Origin of the sequence: Dongia rigui, from assembly GCF_034044635.1 — a bacterium.
GTDB classification, from domain to species: domain Bacteria; phylum Pseudomonadota; class Alphaproteobacteria; order Dongiales; family Dongiaceae; genus Dongia; species Dongia rigui.
Genome location: NZ_JAXCLX010000001.1, coordinates 184596 through 205461, shown reverse-complemented (window position 1 = coordinate 205461; position 20866 = coordinate 184596). Strand labels below are relative to the sequence as shown.

Below are 20866 nucleotides of genomic sequence, written 5' to 3'. Positions count from 1 at the left end.
GAGCAGGGCGGGGCGCCCAACAAGCGCTCCGCTCCCTCGGCCAGCTACCAGGTCAAAGCTACTAGGATACCGGGCGATATGCTGCAGTTTTCAAAGTTCAAGATAACGCTGATTTTGGCGGTGCTGCTGGTCGGTCTCTACACGGCCCTGCCCAATGTCTTCGGCGCGGCGCATATCGACAAGCTGCCGGCCTGGCTGCCGGCCCGCACCGTCAGCCTCGGCCTCGATCTGCAGGGCGGTTCGCATCTGTTGTACGAGGTCGATACGGCGGCTCTGGTGCGGGGCAAGCTGGACGCAACCGAGGATGGCATCCGCGCCGCCCTGCGTGAAAAAAAGCTCGGCTACACCGATCTCAGCGTCAAGGCTGACCGGGTGACGCTGAAGCTGCGCGATCTGGGTGCCATCGAAATCGCCCGTGAGGCGCTGGCGAAAGCCACGATCGGCATGCAACTCGATATCGCTGCCGATGGGTCGGTTGCGGCCTACTTCAATGATACTTCCCTGGCCGAGATCAAGAAGCGCGCCGTCGAACAGTCGATCGAGATCATCTCGAAGCGCATCGACCAAACGGGCACCAAAGAACCAACGATCATCCGTCAGGGTGAGGATCGCATTGTCGTACAGGTTCCTGGACTCGGTGATCCGCAGCGATTGAAGGGATTAATCGGCAAGACTGCCAAGATGGAGTTCAAGCTTGTCGACGAGGTAGCGGAATCGACTGGCAATGGTCCGCCGACGTCGATCCAGCTTCCCGTTGTCGAGAAGGATGGAACCCCGGGGCAGAAACTCTGGATCAAGAGACCGGTCATGGTCTCCGGCGAAACCCTCACCGATGCACAGCAGAGCTTTGAAGGTGGCATGCCGGTGGTTTCGTTCAAGTTTGACTCGGTCGGCGCGCGCAAATTCGGCGATGCGACCAAGGCGAATATCGGCAAGCGTTTTGCGATCATTCTCGACAATCAGATTATCAGCGCGCCAAAGATCAATGACGCCATCTTGGGTGGCGCCGGCATCATCAGCGGTAACTTCACCGTCGAAACAGCCCGTGATCTTTCCATCCTGCTGCGCGCCGGCGCCCTGCCGGCGCCCCTCACCGTGCTCGAAGAGCGGACCGTCGGTGCCGATCTGGGTGCCGATTCCATTGAGGCGGGCAAGCGCGCCTGCTTGATCGCCATCGTCTTCATCGCCGTGGCGATGGTCGTGCTCTATGGCCTGTTCGGCATCTTCGCCAATCTCGCCATGGTGCTGAACGGCGTGCTGATGCTTGGTTTCCTCTCGGCCATCGGTGCGACGCTGACCTTCCCCGGCATCGCGGGCATGGTGCTGACACTGGGCATGGCGGTCGACGCCAACGTGCTGATCCTTGAGCGCGTGCGCGAAGAAATGCGCAACGGCCGCTCGCCGGTCAATGCCATGGAAGCGGGCTACCGCGAAGCGCAGGCGACCATCTTCGACGCCAACGTCACCCACGCCATTTCCACCATGTTCCTCTTTGCCTTCGGCTCCGGGCCCATCAAGGGCTTCGCCATCACGCTGCTCATCGGCATCGTCAGCTCGGTCTTCACGGCGGTGGTTGTCACCCGCCTGATGACGTCGATCTGGCTGCGCCGCGCGCGTCCCAAGGCGCTGCCGCTTTAAAGGAGCGAGAAGAAAATGTTCAAGCCGCTTCACCTCGTTCCGCACGGTACCAAGATCAACTTCATGTGGCCGCACAAGATCACGTTCCTGATCTCGGTCCTCATGATCGTCGGTTCCTTCGTGCTGGTCTTCACCAAGGGCCTCAATTTCGGCATCGACTTTGCCGGCGGCGTCATCATGGAAGTGAAGGCACCGACCGCCCAGGCCGATCTCGGCGACATGCGCAATAAACTCGACGGCCTGGAACTGGGCGAGATTGCCCTCCAGGAATTCGGCTCGCCCGACATCGTCCTCATCCGCATCCCGCAACAGGATGCGACCGAGACGGCGACGCAGGAGCAGACGACCCAGGCTGCCGTCACCAAGGTGAAGGAAACGCTGGGCAGCGATTGGCAGTACCGCCGCACGGAAACCGTCGGTCCTAAGGTTGGCGACGAGTTGAAGTCGAGCGCCGTCTGGGCCTCGATCTTCGCCATGCTCGGTATCATGGCCTATATCTGGTTCCGCTATGAATGGCAGTTCGGCATCAACGCGGTGCTGGCGCTGTTCCATGATTGCGTCACCACGGTGGGCTTCTTCGCGCTCACCGGCATGGAGTTCAACCTCACGACCGTCGCTGCCGTGCTGACCATCGCCGGTTATTCGGTCAACGACACGGTCGTCATCTACGACCGCATCCGCTATGACCTGCGGCGCTACAAGACCATGCCCCTGGCACAACTGATCAACCAGGCGCTCAACGAGACGCTGGCGCGTACCACGGTGACGTCCGGGTTGACGCTGCTCTCGGTCCTGGCATTGGCCTTCTGGGGTGGCGAAGCGATGCACGGTTTCTCGGTCGCCATGATCTGGGGCATCGTCATCGGCACCTATTCGACCATCTGCGTCGCCTCGCCGATGCTGCTCTATATGAACCTGCGCAATATCGGTTCGGACAAGGGCAAGGCAGCGACGACGACCGTGCAGAAGGCTTGAGGCTGTCTCAAGTCCAAGGAGTTCTAGATGGATCTTACGCCGCTCATTCCGGCCGGCCGGCAGATCATCGAGAGCTATGGTGATCTGCGCTTTAAAGTGACCGGCACCGCCTATGAAGGGTCGGTTCTCGTCTTTCCGACGCGCACGATCACATGGACCGTCCGCGACATGGCATCCTTGAGCCTCGAGAGCCTCGCCCCCGTGATCGCGGGCGCCGAGGCCGGCGACATCGACTTGCTGCTGCTTGGCTGCGGCCCCCGCCTCGCCATGGTTCCGCGCGATCTGCGCGCCGCCTTACGTGCGCAGAACATTGTCGTCGAACCGATGGACACCGGTGCGGCTGCCAGAACCTTCAATGTGCTGATGGCCGAGGGCCGCCGCATTGCCGCGGCATTGATCGCGGTGGCGTGAAGCGCTTCTAACTGACTTCGTACCAACGACCTCGCTTAGAGCTCCTCCCACCTTTAGGGGGAGGCGGGGAGGGGGCTGGAAGTGACGGCTCTCTCCAAAAGACAAAGCCCTCCCGCCGCGAGGCGAGAGGGCCTGTTCAGATCAAGGGAGCCGAGACTTACGCGAAATTCTTCGCGGCGAAGTCCCAGTTCACCAGCTTCCAGAACGCGCCGAGATAATCGGGGCGCTTGTTGCGGTAGTCGATGTAATAGGCATGCTCCCACACGTCGCAGGTGAGGAGCGGCTTGTCGGCCGTGGTGAGCGGCGTCGCTGCATTGCTGGTGCTGACCAGATCGAGCGAGCCGTCGGCCTTCTTCACCAGCCAACCCCAGCCCGACCCGAAGGTGCCGACCGAGACCTTGGTGAACTCTTCCTTGAACTTCTCGAACGATCCCCACTTCGCCTTGATCGCATCGGCCAAGGCACCGGTTGGCTCGTTGCCGCCCTGGGGCGACAAGCTGTGCCAATAGAAGGTGTGGTTCCAGATCTGTGCGGCGTTGTTGAAGATGCCGCCCGACGACTTCTTCACGATGTCTTCCAGCGACTTGCCTTCGAACTCGGTGCCCTTGATCAGGTTGTTGAGGTTGGTGACATAGGTCTGATGATGCTTGCCGTAATGGAACTCGAGCGTTTCCTTCGAAATATGCGGCTGCAGGGCATCAAGGGCGTAGGGGAGCGGGGGCAGGGTAATCTCAGACATCAGGAATTCCTCATTGCTGCGAAGATCGGCAGCTTGGCGGGCCACGCGATGCGGGGAAAAGCATGTGCGGCACTGGCTGCTAGCAGGGAAAATAACCGCTTCGTTGCGTGGTGGTTCCCCTTTCGTCTGCGGCAACTTAGCGCACAAAAAAATCGGGGTCCCGAAGGACCCCGATTTCATCGGAACGATATGTGGATCGGTTTAGTTGCCGATGCCCTGCTGCTGCGCCACCATGCAATAGAGCATCGGGATCGACAGCATCGTGTTGACGCGCGAGGTCAGCATCGCGGTGCGCGCCGATTTCTTCTTGGTGTCAGCGTCGGCTTCGACCAGGCCAAGTGCACGCTGCTGGTTCGGCCAGATAACGAACCAGACGTTGAAGCCCATGATCAGCGCCAGCCACATGCCGATGCCGATGGTGCGGAAGCCGGGCTGGAAGGTCAGCGCTTCGATGATGTAGCCGTTATGCGCGGCCGTGATCAGGCCGAAGGCGATCGTGCCAAGGGCTGCGTAGCGGAAGAAGTAGAGGGCAGTCGGCGCGATGACCTTGCCGATCGCCGGCTTCTGCTCGTCGGGAATTTTCGGCATCGACGGGATCTGCACGAAGTTGAAGTAGTAAAGCAGACCGATCCACAGGATGCCGAACCAGACATGGATGAAGCGGAACAGGAAAGCGACATACGGCCCCGGGTCGAAGCCGCCCAGATTGACGATCAGAAACACGACGATGGCAAGCACGACGCCGGCGGCCAAAGTCCTGTGCAGGTTTTCGAGAATTTTGCTCATTGCTGTACCCCTCCAAAGCAAAAGCGGTGTGGCTATGGGTCGCATTCTATAGGATGGAATGAGACGGAGAAACTGATTCCCCGTAAATCCATTGGGAAATTATGGGATTGCTGTTGATACCATGAGCGAAGCCGAAACCGAGCTTCGCGTGCTGGAGGAACTGCGCCGGGCAGATCGCGACCGATTCTTGTGCGCGATCGCGGCGCCGGCAGCGCTGCGGCGGGACCTTGCGACCCTCTATGCGTTAAATGCCGAGCTTGCCGGTATCGCCGACAAGGTTTCGGAGAAGATGCTGGGTCTCATTCGCCTGCAATGGTGGCGCGACGCGCTGGACGATGTCGCGGCCGGGAGGGGCCATCGGCATCATCTGGTGCAGGAATTGGCCGATCTCATTGAACGGCGGCACCTGGATGTGGCGCTGCTGCGCTCGCTCATCGACGCGCGCGAGCGCGATGTCGAGGCGGCAACGCCCGCCGATCTTGCGGAACTCGAAGGTTATGCCGCGGCCAGCGCCGGTGCGCTCGCGGAACTGGCACTCTCAGTCTGTACGGGAGCGCCACCGGAAGCGCAGCGTCTGGCGGCACGCCAAGTCGGCACGGCCTATGGCCTTGTCGGAATCGCGCGGGCAACCGTCTATCTGGCACAGCATCGGCGCGTGATGTTGCCGGGTGTCGATCACGACAAGCTGCTCGCGTTGCAGCCTGGTGCCGACGTGGCCGTGGCGGTGGAACTGGTTTGCCACCGCGCATCGGCGCTTCTTGCTGCGGCGCGAAAGGAAAGGCTGCCACGTGCCGCCATCCCCGCGCTCTTTCCCGGACGGTTGGCGGCGGCACAGCTTGAGCGCTTGCGCCGACACGGCTACGATCCGGTCGCGGTGGGCGGCAGGGCGCCTTCCGGCCTCGATATCTGGCGGCTTGTTCTGGCGCGCGGATGGGGGCGAATCTGATCAGCGAGCAAAAAGAAACGAGACCATGAGCACGCCAGCTATCATCACCGTCGCCATCACCGGCAGCCAGCCGACTAAGGCGCAAAATCCGGCCGTTCCCACCCAGCCCGCTGAGCAAATCGAAAGCACGCATGAGGCCTTCGAGGCCGGGGCGAGCCTCGTTCATATCCATGTCCGCGACGATCAGGACAGATCCTGCTCAGACGTCGAGAAGTTCCGCCAAGTGCAGGAGGGCATCGCCAAGCATTGCCCCGGCATGATCATCCAGTTCTCGACCGGTGGGCGTGGGCGTGAAGCCTCCGAGCGCGGCGCCGCCCTGAGCCTCAAGCCCGATATGGGCTCGCTCGCCACCGGCTCGGTCAACTTCGCCACCATCATCTACGAGAACCCGCCGCAGCTCATCGACGAGCTGGCGAACGACATGATCAAGTTCGACGTGAAGCCGGAATGCGAGCTCTTCGATCTCGCCATGCTCTACAACGCCAAGGTGCTGGTCGATCGCGGCCTGCTGAAATCGCCGCCGCATGTGCAGTTTGTCCTCGGCATTCCCGGCGCACTCCCCGCACGCGAGAAGATCGTCGATTTCATGCTCGAGGAGTTGACCGAGTTGATGCCGACTGCCACCTGGACCGCCGCCGCCATCGGCCGGCTGCAGCTCGATGCCAATCACTGGGCGCTGAAGCGCGGCGGCCATGTGCGGACCGGGCTTGAGGACAACATCTATTTCGAAAAGGGGCGCTTGGCGTCGAGCAATGCCGAGCTGGTGAAGCGCGTCGCCGATCTCTGCGGCAAATACGATCGCCATCCGGCCACCGCCGCCGAGGCCCGTTCACTTCTCGGTCTCAAAGCCGCCTGAAATGCGAAAGGGGCGCTTCCCATGAGGAAGCGCCCCTTTCAAATAGGTTCGTGCTGAGTAAGCGCGATTACTTAATCTTCGCTTCCTTGAAGGGCACGTGCTTCTTCACAACCGGGTCGTACTTGTTGAATTCGAACTTCTCGGTCGTCGAGCGCGGGTTCTTCTTGGTGACGTAGTAGTAGCCCGTGTCAGCGGTGCTGACGAGCTTCACAAGGATGGTCGCTGACTTGGCCATGGCCGTCTCTCAAAAAAGTAAAAATGCGTGTCGCCGCAAAAGGATGGCGCAAAATAGCGGGGAACGGCCGAAAGTCAAGGCTTCCGCATGGTCTGCAGGGTGAGAATATCGCTTCGATAATTCAATAGCTTAGCAGGCTCTGCACCGATCGGAATGCCGCTTTCCCAGCGCCGGATCGCGGTTTTGAGCACATATTCGGTCACATCCACCAGATTAAACGCCCCCAAGTGCGGGGTAGGAATCCAGGCCAGATCCTCCAATTCACCGTTTCCGGCGAGGGTGCCCAGGGTTTTGGCGCCGTCGCCCAGGAAGAATCGGGTGTTGAACCGCCGCCGCGAGGTCACCGGCGTGATCGCCCGGCAGAGGTAATCGAGGCTGGCGTAATCCGGCGCCCATTTTTGACCATCATAGGCTCCCCCCAATGATCCGGAATGCGCCGGAACGGTGTTCGAGTCACCTCGACCGTGAAGTAAACCCGTCTCCTCAAACGTCTCGCGCAGTGCCGCGTTCATGAATGCAGCCCAGCGGGGCCCGAGCTGCGCGGCCACGGCCGGATGGGGTTGGCCAGGACCCGGCAGCGCGTCCTCGGGGTCGACCCGCCCGCCGGGGACGACATGGATACCGGGCAGAAAGTCCATCTTGGAGGGGCGCCGGCCGATCAGGATTTCAGGTGGGCCCTTCTTGGCGGCGCGGATCAGGACCAAGCCGGCCGCATCGCGGGGCTTGGCGATCACGGCACGAAGGGGAGGAGTGCCTCGGCTGCGTCATCGACCTGCGCGCCTTCCGGCGGATCGGCGAGGTTGACGGCGCTGCGATAGAGACCTGGCTGCTGCAGCAGCTTGAGGGCCAGTTCAAGATCGACTGGATCCTCGTTCTTCCGTGCCGGGCAGGTCTGGCGCAGCGCATCCAAGGCTTTGGTGTCGTCTGGCTTGGCGGCATTGCGCTGGGCGACCGGTACCTTGGGCAGTTCGCCGAGCTTCAATTCGTTGAGCAACTCGTCCGAATTGTGCTTGCCCGCCGTGCAGACGCTGGGCAGCACGCCGAGATGATGAAGGGTGTAGCCGGACGGCGCATGAAAGCGCGCCCAGGTCAGCTTGATCTCGCCCTGATTGGGCAGTGGCTTGATGTTCTGGACCGTCCCCTTGCCATAGGAGTTGGTGCCGATCAGCACGGCGCGGCCATTGTCCTGCAAGGCGGCGGCGACGATTTCGGCGGCTGAGGCCGAATTGCCATCGATCAGCACCGCCATCGGCTTGCCGTCGGTGAGATCGCCGTCGCTGGCTTCGAAGTATTGGTGGCTGTCGGGATGGCGGCCATGGATCGAGACGATGCGGCCTTCATCGAGGAAAAGGTTCGCAGTCGCCACCGATTGCGGCACATAGCCGCCGGGATTGTTCCTGAGATCGAGCACGTAGCCCTTGATCTTCTTGCCGATCTCTTCCTTGGCGTCCTTGACCTCGCGCTTCAGGCTGTTGGCAGTCTCGGAATTGAAGCTGAAGATGCGGAAATAGGCGATATCGCCTTCGCGCCGATAGCTGACGGTCTCCGGCACGACATGGGCGCGCTTGACGCTGACGTCGAACGGCTCGTCCTTGCCATCGCGCATGAGGGTCAGCACGACATGGCTGTCGACCTCGCCGCGCAGTTGATTGACGACCTGCTGCTGGGTTAGGCCCTCGACCGATTGCCCGTCGATCTTCATGATGACGTCGTCGCGCTTCAGCCCCAGGCGTTCGGCTGGGGTGTAATGCATGATCGCGGTGATGCGCACTTCGCCGTCTTCGACCGAGATGCGTACGCCGATGCCGCCAAAACCATCGCGGGACGCCTTGTCCTCGCGCGCGGCATCTGTCCCCGAATAGCGCGAGAAACCGTCCAACTTGCCGACGATGCCGGTGAAGATCGCTTCGTAGATTCTCTCATTGCCGGCGGCGGCGATCTTGGTGGACTTCGCCCGCGCTTCCTTCAGCAGCTTGGCGGCGGCCTTGCCCCATTGCTTGGCGCTGGCGTCGTCGCCATCGGCAAGTTTTTCAGCCTCAATGAGGTTCTTTTTCTGAAGCAGCTTCAGATCGTCCTTGCCGCCTTCGACCGTGATATCCGGATCGAGGGTGGACAACTGCTGCAACCCAGTGAGGGTGAGCCCGCCGATGTCCTGCTTGGTGATGTAGATCGAATCGATGTCGCCAAGGCCTGTGACCAGCATGTCCCTGTCGAGGGCCGCGGTCGCATCTTCCGGCGATCGGCTGGCGGGACTGGCACAGGCATAAAGGCCAAGCAGCAGCGGCAGAATGACGATCCGGCGTGCCACCTGACTGGCAGGCCACCCGGTCTCAGAACCCACAGGACGAAACGCACTCAAGTCAGCTGATATCCGCTACTTTTCCCAAAGCCGAAACGCTGCCCGCTCGCGCCCGCTAGGGTTACCCTCGTTGCGGGCCAATCTAGCAGAAATCCTGTCGCAGGCTAGGGCCTCGCTTATGCAGAATCAGCGACGCTTCTTCGCCTTTTTAGCGGGCTTTTTGCCATTCCCGCCGGATACCCGACCCTTATCGCCACCAAAACGTATGTTCTTCGGGCGGCCCTGCTTGGGCTTCCCGCCGGGTTTCTTGGCGTTTTGGCGGGAGCTGGTCTGGCGGAAGTCCCGATCTGACCCGCCGGTCAAGGCGCTGGTCGCCAGGGGCTCGGCGGAAAGCAGCTCCAGGGTAATGCCACCCGTCAAGGCATCGGCGCTGACCAACCGGACCGTGACGGATTGGCCCAATTGGAAGGTGCGGCCAGAACGGCGTCCGACCAGGGCATGCCGGCCCTCGTCATGGTCGTAGAAGTCATTGGGCAGGGTCGATATGGGGATGATTCCATCCGCCCCGGTTTCCTTCAGATTGATGAAGAGGCCAAAGCGGGCGACGCCCGAGATGCGGCCATCGAACTCGCCATCGATCTTGTCGGCGAGGAAGGCCGCGACATAGCGGTCGACGGCATCGCGTTCGGCGGCGGCTGCACGCCGCTCCGTGCCGGAGATGTGTACCGCCGTTTCGGCAAACTCCGCCGTCGCCGATCTGTCGAGCGCGCCTTCGCCGAAATCATAGGCACCGATCAACGCCCGATGCACGAGCAGATCGGCGTAGCGGCGGATGGGCGAAGTGAAATGTGCATAGCGCGTGAGCGCCAGACCGAAATGGCCGAGATTTTCCGGCGCATAGACTGCCTGGGCCTGAGAACGCAGGATGAGCGACGAAATCATCTCGGCAAAGGGTGTGTCTTTGGCTTTCACCAGCAGCTGCGTGAAGTGCTTGGGCCGCAAGACCTGACCCCGCGCCAGATTGAAGCCGAGTGAATCGAGGAATTCGCGCAAGGCCTCGACCCGGGTTGCATCCGGCTGGTCGTGGACGCGGTACATGCAGGGCCAGCGCTTCTTCTCCAGGGCCTCGGCCGCCGCCACATTGGCAGCGATCATGAATTCCTCAATGAGGCGGTGGCTGTCGAGGCGCGCGCGCGGCACGATCTGCTCGATCTGGCCGTCCTTGTTGATGAAGACGCGGCGTTCCGGCAAATCGAGTTCCAGGGTGCCGCGCTCCTCGCGCGCCTTGAGGAGCGCATGGAAGGCGCCGTAAAGCGGCTTGATCACCGGCTCGAGCAACGGGCCGGTGAGATCATCAGGATTCCCGTCCATCGCCGCCTGCGCCTTCTCGTAAGTGAGGCGGGCTGCCGAACGCATGAGGCCGCGCAGGAAATGATGGCGCAGCTTGCGGCCATTGGCATCGATGGTCATTTCGACTGCCATCACCGGGCGGTCTTCATGGGGACGGAGCGAGCACCAGCCGTTGGAAAGTTCCTCCGGCAGCATGGGCACGACGCGGTCCGGGAAGTAGACCGAATTGCCGCGGTCGCGCGCCACCCGGTCGAGCGCGTCGTCGGGGCGGACATACCAGGACACGTCGGCGATGGCGACCATGATGCGCCAGCCGCCGGGATTGTCGGCATTGTCGTCGGGTGCCGCCCAGACGGCATCGTCGAAATCGCGGGCGTCGTCGCCATCGATGGTGACGAGCGGAATTTTCCGAAGGTCGGTGCGATTGCCAAGTGGGGCTGCCGTCGCCGCCTCTGCTTGTTCCTGCGCGGCCACAGGGAACTGGAACGGGATGTGATGTTCGGCGATCGAGATCATGCTGACCGCCTTCGCCTCGCCAACGCGGCCGATGCGCTCGACGACGCGTGCGCGCGGCGTGCCCATGCGCTTGGCGGGCTCGACCTCGGCGATCACGATGTCGCCACCACGCGCGCCGCCAAGATCCTTGGCGTCGACGCTGAATTCGGTCTTGATGCGCTTGCTGGTCGGAACAATGCGGCCGGTACCGTGCGGGCCTTTCTCAAGGACACCCACCACGCGCTCGGCCCGCGCCTGCAGTCGGCGGATCGGCCGCGCTTCGTAGACGTCGGAATCCTTGCGCTCGAGGCGCGCCAGCACGCGGTCACCGGGGGCGAGTGGCTTATCGAGCTTCTTGTCCTCGATGACAATGATCTGCGGCTCGGCATCGTCTTCGGGGAAGTCGATCGGCCGCGCCCAGATGTCGCCATCGGCATCGGGACCGATGATCTGGATGACGGCGACTTCGGGGAGTGCCCCCGGCGCTGCGAGGCGACGTGCCTTGCCGCGATCCACCGCACCATCCTTCTCCAATTCCTTCAGGAGCGATTTGAGCGGAATGCGGTCTTGTCCGCGCAGATTGAAGGCGCGGGCGATCTCGCGCTTGCCGACCGGTACCGGCGAGGTGCGGATGAAGTCGAGAACCTGTTCCTTGGTCGGGAAGGGCACGGCTTTGCTTTTTCCGCCCTTTCCGCTCGCCTCAGCGGCAGCGTCGCGCCGTGCGCTGCGGGCATCCTTGCGTGGCCCGCGTGAGGGCTTGGGTTTGCTCGGTTTGTCGCCGGTTGGTTTTGAGTTCGTCATGATCCGCCCCTCACCCCGGCCCCCGCCCCGCTGTCGCGGGGCGAGGGAGTTTCGACCGAGTTCGCTTTAAAGCCCCTCGCCCCGCTTGCGGGGAGAGGGGTTGGGGTGAGGGGCGTCTCGCTCAAACCCCTGCCGCACTTACTGCGGTGTCTTGAATTCAATTTCGACAAAGGCGTACTCGTAATCGCTGGCGTTGATGACATTGTGCTCGACGCCCACGGGGCGATAATAGGATTTGCCGGCGCCCATCTCGACGATGCGCTGTTCCTTGCCGTCGTCGATCTGCAGCTTGCCGTCCAGGAGCGGCACCACGACGTAGTCGTAACCATGACGGTGCCAGGTCGTTTCGGCGCCCGGTGCGAAGCGCCATTCGGTCACGGTGACGCGCTCGTTGTCGACCTGGACGGTCGGCACGGCGGCGGGGCGGGTCGATTTGGCGCTGGCGGTCATGAAGTGATCTTTCCGTAGAATCAAGGAGCTGGCGCGACTAGGCAGGAGATGCGGTAACGTCAAGGCATTGAACCCTAGTCATCGCTCCGCTACAAGGCCCGCCTTTCGCCCAAATTGGGTGCCAGTATCCGAGTCGTTGAGGAGTCGCGCATGAAATCCATCGAAGCAAGAATCGCCGAAGAGCTTGGCGCACGGGATGTGCAGGTCAAAGCCGCGGTCGAATTGCTGGATGGTGGCGCCACGGTTCCCTTCATCGCCCGCTACCGCAAGGAAGTCACCGGTGGCCTCGACGATATTCAGCTGCGCAAGCTCGAAGAGCGCTTGGGCTACCTGCGCGAGCTCGAGGATCGCCGTGCTGCGATCTTCAAGAGTATCGAAGAACAAGGCAAGATGACCGACGAGCTCAGCCGCGAGATTGCCGTTGCCGATACCAAGGCGCGCCTCGAGGATCTCTATCTGCCCTTCAAGCCCAAGCGCCGGACCAAGGCGATGATTGCGCGCGAAGCAGGGCTTGAGCCCTTGGCCGATCTTCTGCTCGGCGATCCGACGAAGAAGCCGCAGGATGAAGCCGCCGCTTACGTCAACGCCGAGAAGGGCGTAGCCGATGTAAAGGCGGCGCTTGAAGGCGCGCGCGACATTCTCTCGGAACGCTTTGCCGAAGATGCCGATCTGCTGGCGCGCCTGCGTGAATTCATGTGGGACAAGGCGAAGCTCGTCTCGAAGGTCATGGACGGCAAGCAGGACAGCGGCGCCAAGTTTTCCGACTACTTCGATGCCGCCGAGCCGATCGCCAAGGTGCCGTCGCACCGGGCGCTGGCCATGTTCCGCGGCCAGAAGGAAGAAATCCTGGCACTCAATCTCGCCATCGATGAGCCGGAGGACCGCAAGGCGCTGAATGAGGCCGAGCGCGTCATCGCCGCGCAGTCCGGCGTGGCCGACCAGGGGCGCGCTGCCGATTCCTGGCTCATCGACGTGGTGCATTGGTGCTGGCGCGTGAAGCTGAAGCTCAGCTTGGAGCTCGATCTGATGGGTCGGCTGCGCCAGGCGGCGGAAGACGAGGCGGTTCGCGTCTTCGCATCGAACCTCAAGGACGTGCTGATGTCGGCCCCGGCCGGCGGCCGGCCGACATTGGGTCTCGACCCCGGCCTGCGCACGGGGTGCAAGGTCGCCGTCATCGCCGCGACCGGCAAGGTGCTGGAATTCGCCACGATCTATCCGCATGAGCCCAAGCGCCAATGGGATGAATCGATTGCGGTCCTCGCGGCCCTCTGTCATCGCCACAGTTTGGAACTGGTCGCCATCGGCAACGGCACGGCAAGCCGCGAGACCGACAAGCTCGCCGATGATCTGATGAAGCGTCACCCCGAGTTGAAGCTCACCAAGGTCATGGTGTCGGAAGCGGGTGCCTCCGTGTACTCGGCCTCGGAATATGCGTCGAAGGAATTGCCGGAACTGGACGTGACCATTCGCGGCGCGGTTTCCATCGCGCGCCGTCTGCAGGACCCGCTCGCCGAATTGGTGAAGATCGATCCGAAATCCATCGGCGTCGGCCAGTACCAGCATGATGTGGCCGAATTCCGCCTCTCCAAGGCACTCGATGCGGTGGTCGAAGATTGCGTGAACGCGGTCGGCGTCGAGGTAAACACCGCCTCGGCCAAGCTCCTGGCCCGCGTGTCCGGCCTGGGAGAGAGCCTCGCCCAAAACATCGTTGCCTTCCGCGATGCCAACGGTCCGTTCAAGTCGCGCCAGCAGCTACTCAGCGTTCCGCGCCTCGGGCCGAAGGCTTTCGAACAGGCGGCGGGCTTCCTGCGCATCCGCGAGGGTGAAGACGCGCTCGACAATTCTTCTGTCCATCCGGAGGCCTATCCGGTTGTGCGCCGCATCCTCGCCGTCACCGGCAAGGAGATGAGCGCCGTCATCGGCGACACGAAGCTGCTTAAAAGCCTGCGGCCGGAAGAATTCACGGACGAGACCTTTGGTGTGCCGACGGTCACCGACATCATCAAGGAATTGGAAAAACCAGGCCGAGATCCACGACCGGAGTTCAAGACGGCGACCTTCAAGGAAGGCGTCGAGGAAATGAAGGATCTGCAGCCGGGCATGATGCTGGAAGGCGTCGTCACCAACGTTGCGGCCTTCGGTGCGTTCGTCGATATCGGTGTGCATCAGGACGGTCTCGTCCACGTCTCAGCCTTGGCCGACCGTTTCGTGAAGGACCCGCGCGAGGTGGTGAAGCCCGGCGACGTGGTGAAGGTCCGCGTGCTGGAAGTCGACATCAAAAGAAAGCGCATTTCGCTGACCATGCGCTCCGGCGAGACGCCGCAGAACCGGCAGAACACGGAGACACCAAAGGACCGGCCGATGGCGCGCAACGAGCGCAAGTTCATGCAGGACAACAAGCCGGCCCAGAATCGCGGCGGCGGTGGCGGCGGTGACAACGCGCTGGCGGCGGCTTTTGCGAAGGCCGGGTTTAAGAAGTGATTTTACGCCGTCATGCCCGGGCTTGACCCGGGCATGACTGCCCATTTCGCGGGGTGAGGGGGTATCGCCAACGCGCGATTCCACCGTTACGCTTGTCCCGATCTTGGAATCGGGGGCCGGTTGAGCAAGCTGTTGCTGATATCGCTGGGCAAACTGGGTGGTGCGGTGCTGGAAGCGGCGGCGCGCGATGGGCGATTCCAGCACATCATTGTGGCGACGCGAAACACCGCCCATGCCCGTGCCAAGGCCAACGCCGCCAAGATCGGCGCCGCTTTGGAAGGCCAATACCCGCGCATCGATGTCGTCGCCTTTGATTTCAATGCCCCCAATGCACCGGAACTGTTGCGCAAGATCCAGCCGGATCTGATGTTCGCAGCCCCGACGATGCTGCCCTGGTGGAAGGTCGCGACGAGCGTCAATGCCGCGAAGTTCAAGAACCTGCCGTTCGGCTTTTGGCTCGCCTGCCATCTGGCGCCGATGCTCAGCCTGCGTGCCGCCTGGGAGAAGTCGGAACTGCATTGCCCGTGGGTCAGCGGCACCTACCCGGATGTGGTCAACGCCATTCTGCATATGACCGGGCAGGGACCGATCATCGGCATCGGCGATATCAGCGAATGCCTGCCCAAGATCCGCTTTCTGGCCAGTGAACAGGCCAAGGCGCCAATCCCCGAACTCGCCGTGAAATTGGTCGGCGGTCACGCCCTGGCGTCGCTGTTCTATCGCGAGGAGGCGGTGAAGGAATTTCCCCCCTTTCTTCTACAGGTGCTGTGGCACGGGCATGACATTTCGCTGGGTGTCAAAGACAAGCTGCGCAGCGTGAAGATGGCGGTCGAACAGACGGACGAGATCAACCGCATCACCGCGTCGGCGGCGCTCGATGTGTTGGCGGCATTGTTGAGCGACGAACCCTATGCACTGCATGCGCCGGCGCCCAACGGACTGGTCGGCGGCTATCCCGTCACCATCAGCCGCAAGGGCGTGGCGGTCGATCTGCCGCGCGAATGGACCCTCGAGCATGCACTCAGTACCAACGCGGCAGCGCTCACCTTCGACGGCATCACGGCGCTGGAGAAGGACGGCACGGTGATCTTCACCGAAAAGACAGCGACGGCGTTCGAAAAGCATCTCGGCGAGAAATGCACGCGGTTGAGACCGGAGGATGCCGCGGCGATGGCGGCAAAGCTGGTGGCACTGATCTAGACCTCCGTCAGCCGCGCCTCTTCCAAGATCCAATCCAGAAAGCCCTTCGCCTCCGGCCGTTTCATCACGTCTGGCGCGTGCACGACGTAATAGGCGAAGGGGGTGAGGATGCTCTTTTCAAAAGGCGCCACCAGACGGCCGTCACTCAGCGCATCTGCGACGACCGCGGTGGTGCCCAATGAGACACCCTGACCCGCCACCGCTGCCTGCAAACACAGCGCGAAATCGGTGAAGTGGATGCCGCGCGTGGTGTCGATGTCAGGGACGCCGGCGACGCGCAGCCAGGCCGGCCAATCGGGCCAGATCACGGCTTGGCCGGTCCAGTCGAGATGCAGCAGGGTGTGATGCGAGAGGTCACGCGGCTCGTTCAACGGATGCTTGGTTAGAAGCCGCGGACTGCAGACGGGGAAGACTTCATCGGCGAAAAGACGGTGGGCAGTCACGTCCTCCCAATCGCCGAGGCCAAAGCGGATGTCGAAATCGAAGGCGTCGGGCTCCATATGCGACCAGCTGGTCGCGGTCTCCAGCACCACGTCGACGCTGTCGGCACGGCTCCGATAGCGCTGCAGGCGGGTGAGGAGCCAGTTTGCGGCCAAGGCTGGATCTTCGATGCGCAAGCGCAGCGACAGGCCCTTGAGGCCCTTGCGCATCCGGTCTGAGACGCGGGCAAGGATGCGGAAGGCGGCGGTGAGGTCGTCCTTCACCTCCTGGCCCATGCGGGTAAGGACAATGCCGGTGCCCTGGCGCTGGACCAGGGCGCCGCCGATTTCGGCCTCCAACGCTTTGACCTGCTGGCTGACGGCCCCTGGGGTGACGTGGAGCTCGGCCGCCGCCTGGCGGACGCTGCCAAGCCGGGCCACCGCTTCGAAGGCGCGGAGGCCGGGCAGGGCGGCAAGTCGCCGCGGATAGGTCTGTGGATTTAGCATAACTAAACATATCCGTTACTAACTATCGCGTGTCAATTGCCTGTTTCGATCCTAGATTCAGTCCATCAAACAGATGCTGCAGAGCGGCATGAACCTCCGGGCGAGGACATGCGACAGAGTGTAGCTAAACGATTGGAGATTTCATCATGCTGACCCGTCTGTTCCTCCGTGGCCGTGTTAAGGCGATCTCGCCGAAGCTCGAGACGGTGCTGGCGGATTACGACGCCCACCTGCTGCAGGATATGGGCCTGCTGCGCGATCCAGCGAACCACCTGATGCGCGCCCCGGCCGAGTTCTACGCCTACGACACCACGAAATTCGCCCATGGTTTCGAGGGTCCCCGGGCCGCCTAAAAGCGTCCTTTCTGGCCCTTTGAAGGGCCTGCGACTCACCTGAAGCCCAGGCGTTCCAGGCCATCCCTACCGTAACATCCCTGCCTTCCGCCCGCCGCCATCTCAGGATCGCGGCGGGCCTTTGTTTTTATTGGGTTTTTTGAGCACCCAGCAGCGCTGCATTTGTTGTGGCGCTGTGGCCGATCTGCTATCTTCCGGACGCGGTTTCGGGGGATCCGGCGCTGCCCAATAAAGTATTGAAGCACAAGGCATAATTTCCAGTGACTGACACGCCCGCCACACCCGGATTCGATATCGCGCCGATCAATATCGAAGAGGAGATGAAGCGCTCCTATCTCGACTACGCGATGAGCGTGATCGTCAGCCGTGCGCTGCCTGACGTGCGCGACGGCCTGAAGCCCGTCCACCGCCGCATCCTCTATGCCATGAGCGAGGGCGGGTTCTCCTCCTCCAGCGGCTTCAAAAAGTCGGCCCGCGCGGTCGGCGACGTGATGGCCAACTACCATCCCCATGGCGACCAGGCGATCTACGACGCCCTGGTGCGCATGGCCCAGGATTTCTCGCTCCGCGTGCTGCTGGTCGACGGCCAGGGCAATTTCGGCTCGATGGACGGTGACCCGCCGGCGGCGATGCGATACACGGAATCGCGCCTCTCCAAGGCAGCCGAGGCCCTGCTCGAAGACATCGACAAGGACACGGTCAACTTCCAGGACAATTACGACGGCCGCGCCCAGGAGCCGGTGGTGCTGCCGGCACGCTTCCCGAACCTCCTGGTCAACGGTGCCGGCGGCATCGCCGTCGGCATGGCGACCAACATCCCGACCCATAATCTTTCCGAAGTCATCGACGCCTGCTGCGCCTATGTCGACGACCCGGCCATCACGATCGACGAGCTGATGCGCCTGGTGCCCGGGCCTGATTTCCCGACCGGCGGCATGATCCTCGGCCGCAATGGCATCCGTGAGGCCTATCATTTCGGCCGTGGCTCGGTCGTCATGCGCGGTCGCACCCATGTCGAGGAAATCCGCAAGGACCGTGAAGCCATCGTCATCACCGAGGTCCCGTACCAGGTGAACAAGGCCCGCATGATCGAGCGCATGGCCGAATGCGTGCGCGAGAAGATCATCGAGGGCATCGCCGATCTGCGCGACGAGAGCGACCGCGATGGCGTCCGCGTCGTCGTCGAGCTGAAGCGCGACGCCATGGCGGATGTGGTCCTCAACCAGCTGTTCCGCTTCACGCCGCTGCAGTCCTCGTTCGGCGTCAACATGCTGGCGCTCAACGGCGGCAAGCCGGAGATGCTGACGCTGAAATCGGTCATCGCTGCCTTTGTCGAGTTCCGCGAGGAAGTGATCACCCGCCGGACCATCTTCGACCTGGGCAAGGCGCGCGAGAGAGCCCATGTGTTGGTGGGCCTTGCCATCGCCGTCGCCAATATCGACGAGGTGATCCAGCTGATCCGGACGGCACCCGATCCGGTGACCGCCAAGGAACGCCTGATGGCGCGCGATTGGCCGGCGGCCGATGTGGCGCCGCTCATCCGCCTCATCGATGATCCGGAACATCCCATCAGCGCGGCCGAGACTTATCGCCTCTCTGAGGCACAGGCCAAGGCCATCCTCGATCTGCGCCTGCAGCGCCTAACGGGCCTCGAGCGCGACAAGATCGCCGAGGAATTGCAGGGTCTTTCCACCGAAATCCTCGACCACCTCGAGACGCTGGAGAGCCGGCCGAAGCGCCTCAATATCCTGCGCAATGAACTCCTCGAAATCAGGGGCCAGTTCGGGACGCCGCGCAAGACGACGATCGAGGATTCGGAATTCGAACACGACATCGAAGACCTGATCCAGCGCGAGGACATGGTCGTTACCGTGACGCATGGCGGCTATATCAAGCGCGTGCCGCTCTCCGCCTACCGGGCGCAGCGCCGCGGCGGCAAGGGCCGTTCCGGCATGTCGACCCGCGACGAGGATTTTGTCAGCCAGGTCTTCGTCACCGACACGCATACGCCGGTGCTGTTCTTCTCGACCAAGGGCATGGTCTACAAGACCAAGGTCTATCGTTTGCCGCTCGGCAACCCGCAGGCGCGCGGCAAGGCGCTGGTCAACATGCTGCCGCTGGGCGATGGCGAGACGATCTCGACCCTGATGCCGCTGCCCGAGGACGAGGCGACCTGGCGCAACAGCCACGTGATGTTCGCGACCGCCAGCGGCTATGTCCGGCGCAACGAACTCAGCGATTTCGTCGATGTGAAGGCCAATGGCAAGATTGCGATGAAGCTGGATGATGGCGACCGCCTGATCGGCGTCGCCGTGTGCACCGACGAGAACGACGTCCTGCTCGCCGCCCGCAGCGGCAAGGCGATCCGTTTCCCGGTCACCGATGTGCGCGTCTTTGCCGGCCGCGATTCGGTGGGCGTCCGCGGCATCAAGATGGAAAGCGGCGATACCGTCGTCTCCATGTCGATCCTCAACCATATCGATGTCGAGACCGAGGAGCGCGACGCCTATCTGCGCTACGCCGCCCAGAAGCGCCGCGAGGGCGCCGAGACGGAAGATGCGGGGGCCGAGACGGCGGTTGAGACCGCCAGCGAAGCCGGTGAGACGGCCGCGGGCGACGCGGTCCAACTGTCACCTGAGCGCCTGGCGGAACTTGAGGCCAAGGACGAACTGATCCTGACCATCACCGCCAAGGGCTTCGGCAAGCGTACTTCGGCCTATGAATACCGTGTTACGGGTCGTGGCGGGCAGGGCATCGCCAATATCGAGACCTCGGCCCGCAACGGCTCGGTCGCGGCGTCCTTCCCCGTGACCGAACGCGACCAGATCATGTTGGTGACCGATGGTGGGCAGCTCATCCGCTGCCCGATCCACGACATCCGTGTGGCGCGCCGCCAGACCCAGGGCGTCACGGTGTTCAAGGTGGCGGGTGACGAGCAGGTCGTGGCCGTAGCCCATCTGCCCGATATCGGCGAGGATGCCGAGGAAGCTGAGGGTGCCGAGGGGACGCCGGAGGCGGCTGCAGCCGAGGCCGCAGCGCCGGACGGCGTAAACGGCCAGGAAAGTGACGGCCCAGGTGATGAAGGCCCGATCAATGACGATGGGGGAGATGGGGGCAATGGCTGAGGCGGTCGGGGCTAAGCGGATCGGGGTCTATCCAGGTACGTTCGACCCCGTCACCAATGGTCACATGGACATCATCCGGCGGGCCTGCCTGCTGGCGGATCGGCTGATCATTGCCGTTTCGACCAATGCCGGGAAGGGGCCGCTGCTCACCATCAACGAGCGCATGTCGCTGATGAAGTCGGAGATCGCCGACCCGCGCAATGGCCTGGACCCGAACAAGATCGAGGTCCGCGCCTTCGACAATTTGCTGATGCATTTCGTCGAGCAGATGGGCGCCCATTTCATCATCCGGGGCCTGCGCGCCGTCTCGGATTTCGAATACGAGTTCCAGATGGCCGGCATGAACGCGCGCCTCGACCCGGAGGTCGAGACCGTCTTCCTCATGGCCTCGGAACGACAGCAATTCATCTCCTCGCGCTTCATCAAGGAGATCGGGCGCCTGGGCGGTCGAATCGACGAATTCGTCTCGCCCCAGGTCGATGAGTATCTGAAGAAGATTTTTAGCAACGGCCGGTAATCATCTGTTTTTAAATCATTAAATTTGGCGACGGGACTGCGCTGCGGGGTGTGCTGCGTCGCCACGAAGCGATGCTTGCTTTTTGCCCCGGATAATGGGATTTCATCGCCGCCGCAGTTGAAGGTGGGGCCGGTAGCTCAGCGGTAGAGCATCTGACTTTTAATCAGAGGGTCGCGGGTTCGAACCCCGCCCGGCTCACCAACGTTGTGGCCAACGATCCAGCCACATGATTTGTGTCCAGTTCAAGACCATCCGCTGGCCGATCCCCAACTGCCCCTCACAA

18 protein-coding genes and 1 tRNA gene are annotated in these 20866 nt (G+C 62.5%); 11 read left to right on the top strand and 8 right to left on the bottom strand.

All coding sequences use genetic code 11. The annotated features are described in order from the left end of the window. Positions 1–78: 78 nt before the first annotated feature. From secD to SMD31_RS00905, 3 genes are read left to right on the top strand one after another with little or no spacing between them, the layout of a single operon-like run. Positions 79–1638, top strand: coding sequence for a protein translocase subunit SecD (gene secD, locus SMD31_RS00915; RefSeq protein ID WP_320498694.1), 1560 nt, complete (start codon positions 79–81; stop codon positions 1636–1638). Between the two features lie 15 nt (positions 1639–1653). Then, positions 1654–2613, top strand: coding sequence for a protein translocase subunit SecF (secF, locus tag SMD31_RS00910; protein WP_320498693.1), 960 nt, complete (start codon positions 1654–1656; stop codon positions 2611–2613). Positions 2614–2640: 27 nt separating this feature from the next. Beyond that, on the top strand, positions 2641–3024 hold the full coding sequence (locus SMD31_RS00905; protein WP_320498692.1) for an Mth938-like domain-containing protein: 384 nt from the start codon (positions 2641–2643) through the stop codon (positions 3022–3024). Positions 3025–3181: 157 nt separating this feature from the next. Here the strand turns inward: SMD31_RS00905 and sodB are convergent, their stop codons facing one another. Both sodB and SMD31_RS00895 read right to left on the bottom strand, forming a co-directional pair. Next, positions 3182–3763, bottom strand: coding sequence for a superoxide dismutase [Fe] (gene sodB / locus SMD31_RS00900; RefSeq protein WP_320498691.1), 582 nt, complete (start codon positions 3761–3763; stop codon positions 3182–3184). A 201-nt stretch (positions 3764–3964) separates the two neighbouring features. After that, positions 3965–4549, bottom strand: coding sequence for a urate hydroxylase PuuD (locus SMD31_RS00895; protein WP_320498690.1), 585 nt, complete (start codon positions 4547–4549; stop codon positions 3965–3967). Between the two features lie 121 nt (positions 4550–4670). Here SMD31_RS00895 and SMD31_RS00890 point away from each other — a divergent pair, with 121 nt between their 5' ends. Together SMD31_RS00890 and SMD31_RS00885 are read left to right on the top strand one after the other, a co-directional pair. Next, complete coding sequence (locus SMD31_RS00890) at positions 4671–5495, top strand: squalene/phytoene synthase family protein (protein WP_320498689.1); 825 nt, start codon at positions 4671–4673, stop codon at positions 5493–5495. A gap of 25 nt (positions 5496–5520) precedes the next feature. Beyond that, positions 5521–6351: a BKACE family enzyme gene (locus SMD31_RS00885; RefSeq protein ID WP_320498687.1), complete on the top strand. Its 831-nt coding sequence runs from the start codon at positions 5521–5523 to the stop codon at positions 6349–6351. Between the two features lie 67 nt (positions 6352–6418). Here the strand turns inward: SMD31_RS00885 and rpmG are convergent, their stop codons facing one another. The 5 genes from rpmG to SMD31_RS00860 form a co-directional block, all read right to left on the bottom strand. Continuing rightward, positions 6419–6586, bottom strand: a complete 168-nt coding sequence (gene rpmG / locus SMD31_RS00880) for a 50S ribosomal protein L33 (protein WP_320498686.1) — start codon at positions 6584–6586, stop codon at positions 6419–6421. 74 nt (positions 6587–6660) lie between these two features. Next, positions 6661–7320, bottom strand: a complete 660-nt coding sequence (locus SMD31_RS00875; RefSeq protein ID WP_320498685.1) for an NUDIX hydrolase — start codon at positions 7318–7320, stop codon at positions 6661–6663. Next, on the bottom strand, positions 7317–8894 hold the full coding sequence (locus SMD31_RS00870; protein WP_320498684.1) for a S41 family peptidase: 1578 nt from the start codon (positions 8892–8894) through the stop codon (positions 7317–7319). The genes SMD31_RS00875 and SMD31_RS00870 overlap by 4 nt, the downstream gene beginning before the upstream one ends. A gap of 177 nt (positions 8895–9071) precedes the next feature. Then, a complete protein-coding gene (rnr, locus tag SMD31_RS00865; protein ID WP_320498682.1) occupies positions 9072–11531 on the bottom strand; it encodes a ribonuclease R in 2460 nt (819 codons plus the stop codon). A 138-nt stretch (positions 11532–11669) separates the two neighbouring features. Then, on the bottom strand, positions 11670–11981 hold the full coding sequence (locus tag SMD31_RS00860; RefSeq protein WP_320498680.1) for a cupin domain-containing protein: 312 nt from the start codon (positions 11979–11981) through the stop codon (positions 11670–11672). Positions 11982–12131: 150 nt separating this feature from the next. Between SMD31_RS00860 and SMD31_RS00855 the strand changes: the two genes are divergently transcribed. Together SMD31_RS00855 and SMD31_RS00850 are read left to right on the top strand one after the other, a co-directional pair. Then, on the top strand, positions 12132–14462 hold the full coding sequence (locus SMD31_RS00855) for a Tex family protein (RefSeq protein WP_320498679.1): 2331 nt from the start codon (positions 12132–12134) through the stop codon (positions 14460–14462). A 120-nt stretch (positions 14463–14582) separates the two neighbouring features. Next, a complete protein-coding gene (locus tag SMD31_RS00850) occupies positions 14583–15662 on the top strand; it encodes a hypothetical protein (protein ID WP_320498678.1) in 1080 nt (359 codons plus the stop codon). On the opposite strand, the gene SMD31_RS00845 is transcribed toward SMD31_RS00850, so the two are convergent. Further along, on the bottom strand, positions 15659–16588 hold the full coding sequence (locus SMD31_RS00845; RefSeq protein ID WP_320498677.1) for a LysR substrate-binding domain-containing protein: 930 nt from the start codon (positions 16586–16588) through the stop codon (positions 15659–15661). The genes SMD31_RS00850 and SMD31_RS00845 overlap by 4 nt on opposite strands. Before the next feature lie 146 nt (positions 16589–16734). On the opposite strand from SMD31_RS00845, the gene SMD31_RS00840 reads away from it, so the two are divergent. From SMD31_RS00840 to SMD31_RS00825, 4 genes are all read left to right on the top strand, one after another. Continuing rightward, complete coding sequence (locus tag SMD31_RS00840; RefSeq protein WP_320498676.1) at positions 16735–16941, top strand: hypothetical protein; 207 nt, start codon at positions 16735–16737, stop codon at positions 16939–16941. Positions 16942–17201: 260 nt separating this feature from the next. Then, complete coding sequence (gene gyrA / locus SMD31_RS00835; protein WP_320498674.1) at positions 17202–20066, top strand: DNA gyrase subunit A; 2865 nt, start codon at positions 17202–17204, stop codon at positions 20064–20066. Further along, the gene (gene coaD, locus SMD31_RS00830) at positions 20059–20583 is read left to right on the top strand and encodes a pantetheine-phosphate adenylyltransferase (RefSeq protein WP_320498672.1); all 525 of its coding nucleotides are present in this window, start codon (positions 20059–20061) and stop codon (positions 20581–20583) included. The genes gyrA and coaD overlap by 8 nt, the downstream gene beginning before the upstream one ends. Positions 20584–20709: 126 nt before the next feature. Beyond that, positions 20710–20784, top strand: a tRNA-Lys gene (locus tag SMD31_RS00825). The last annotated feature ends 82 nt before the right edge of the window (positions 20785–20866 follow it).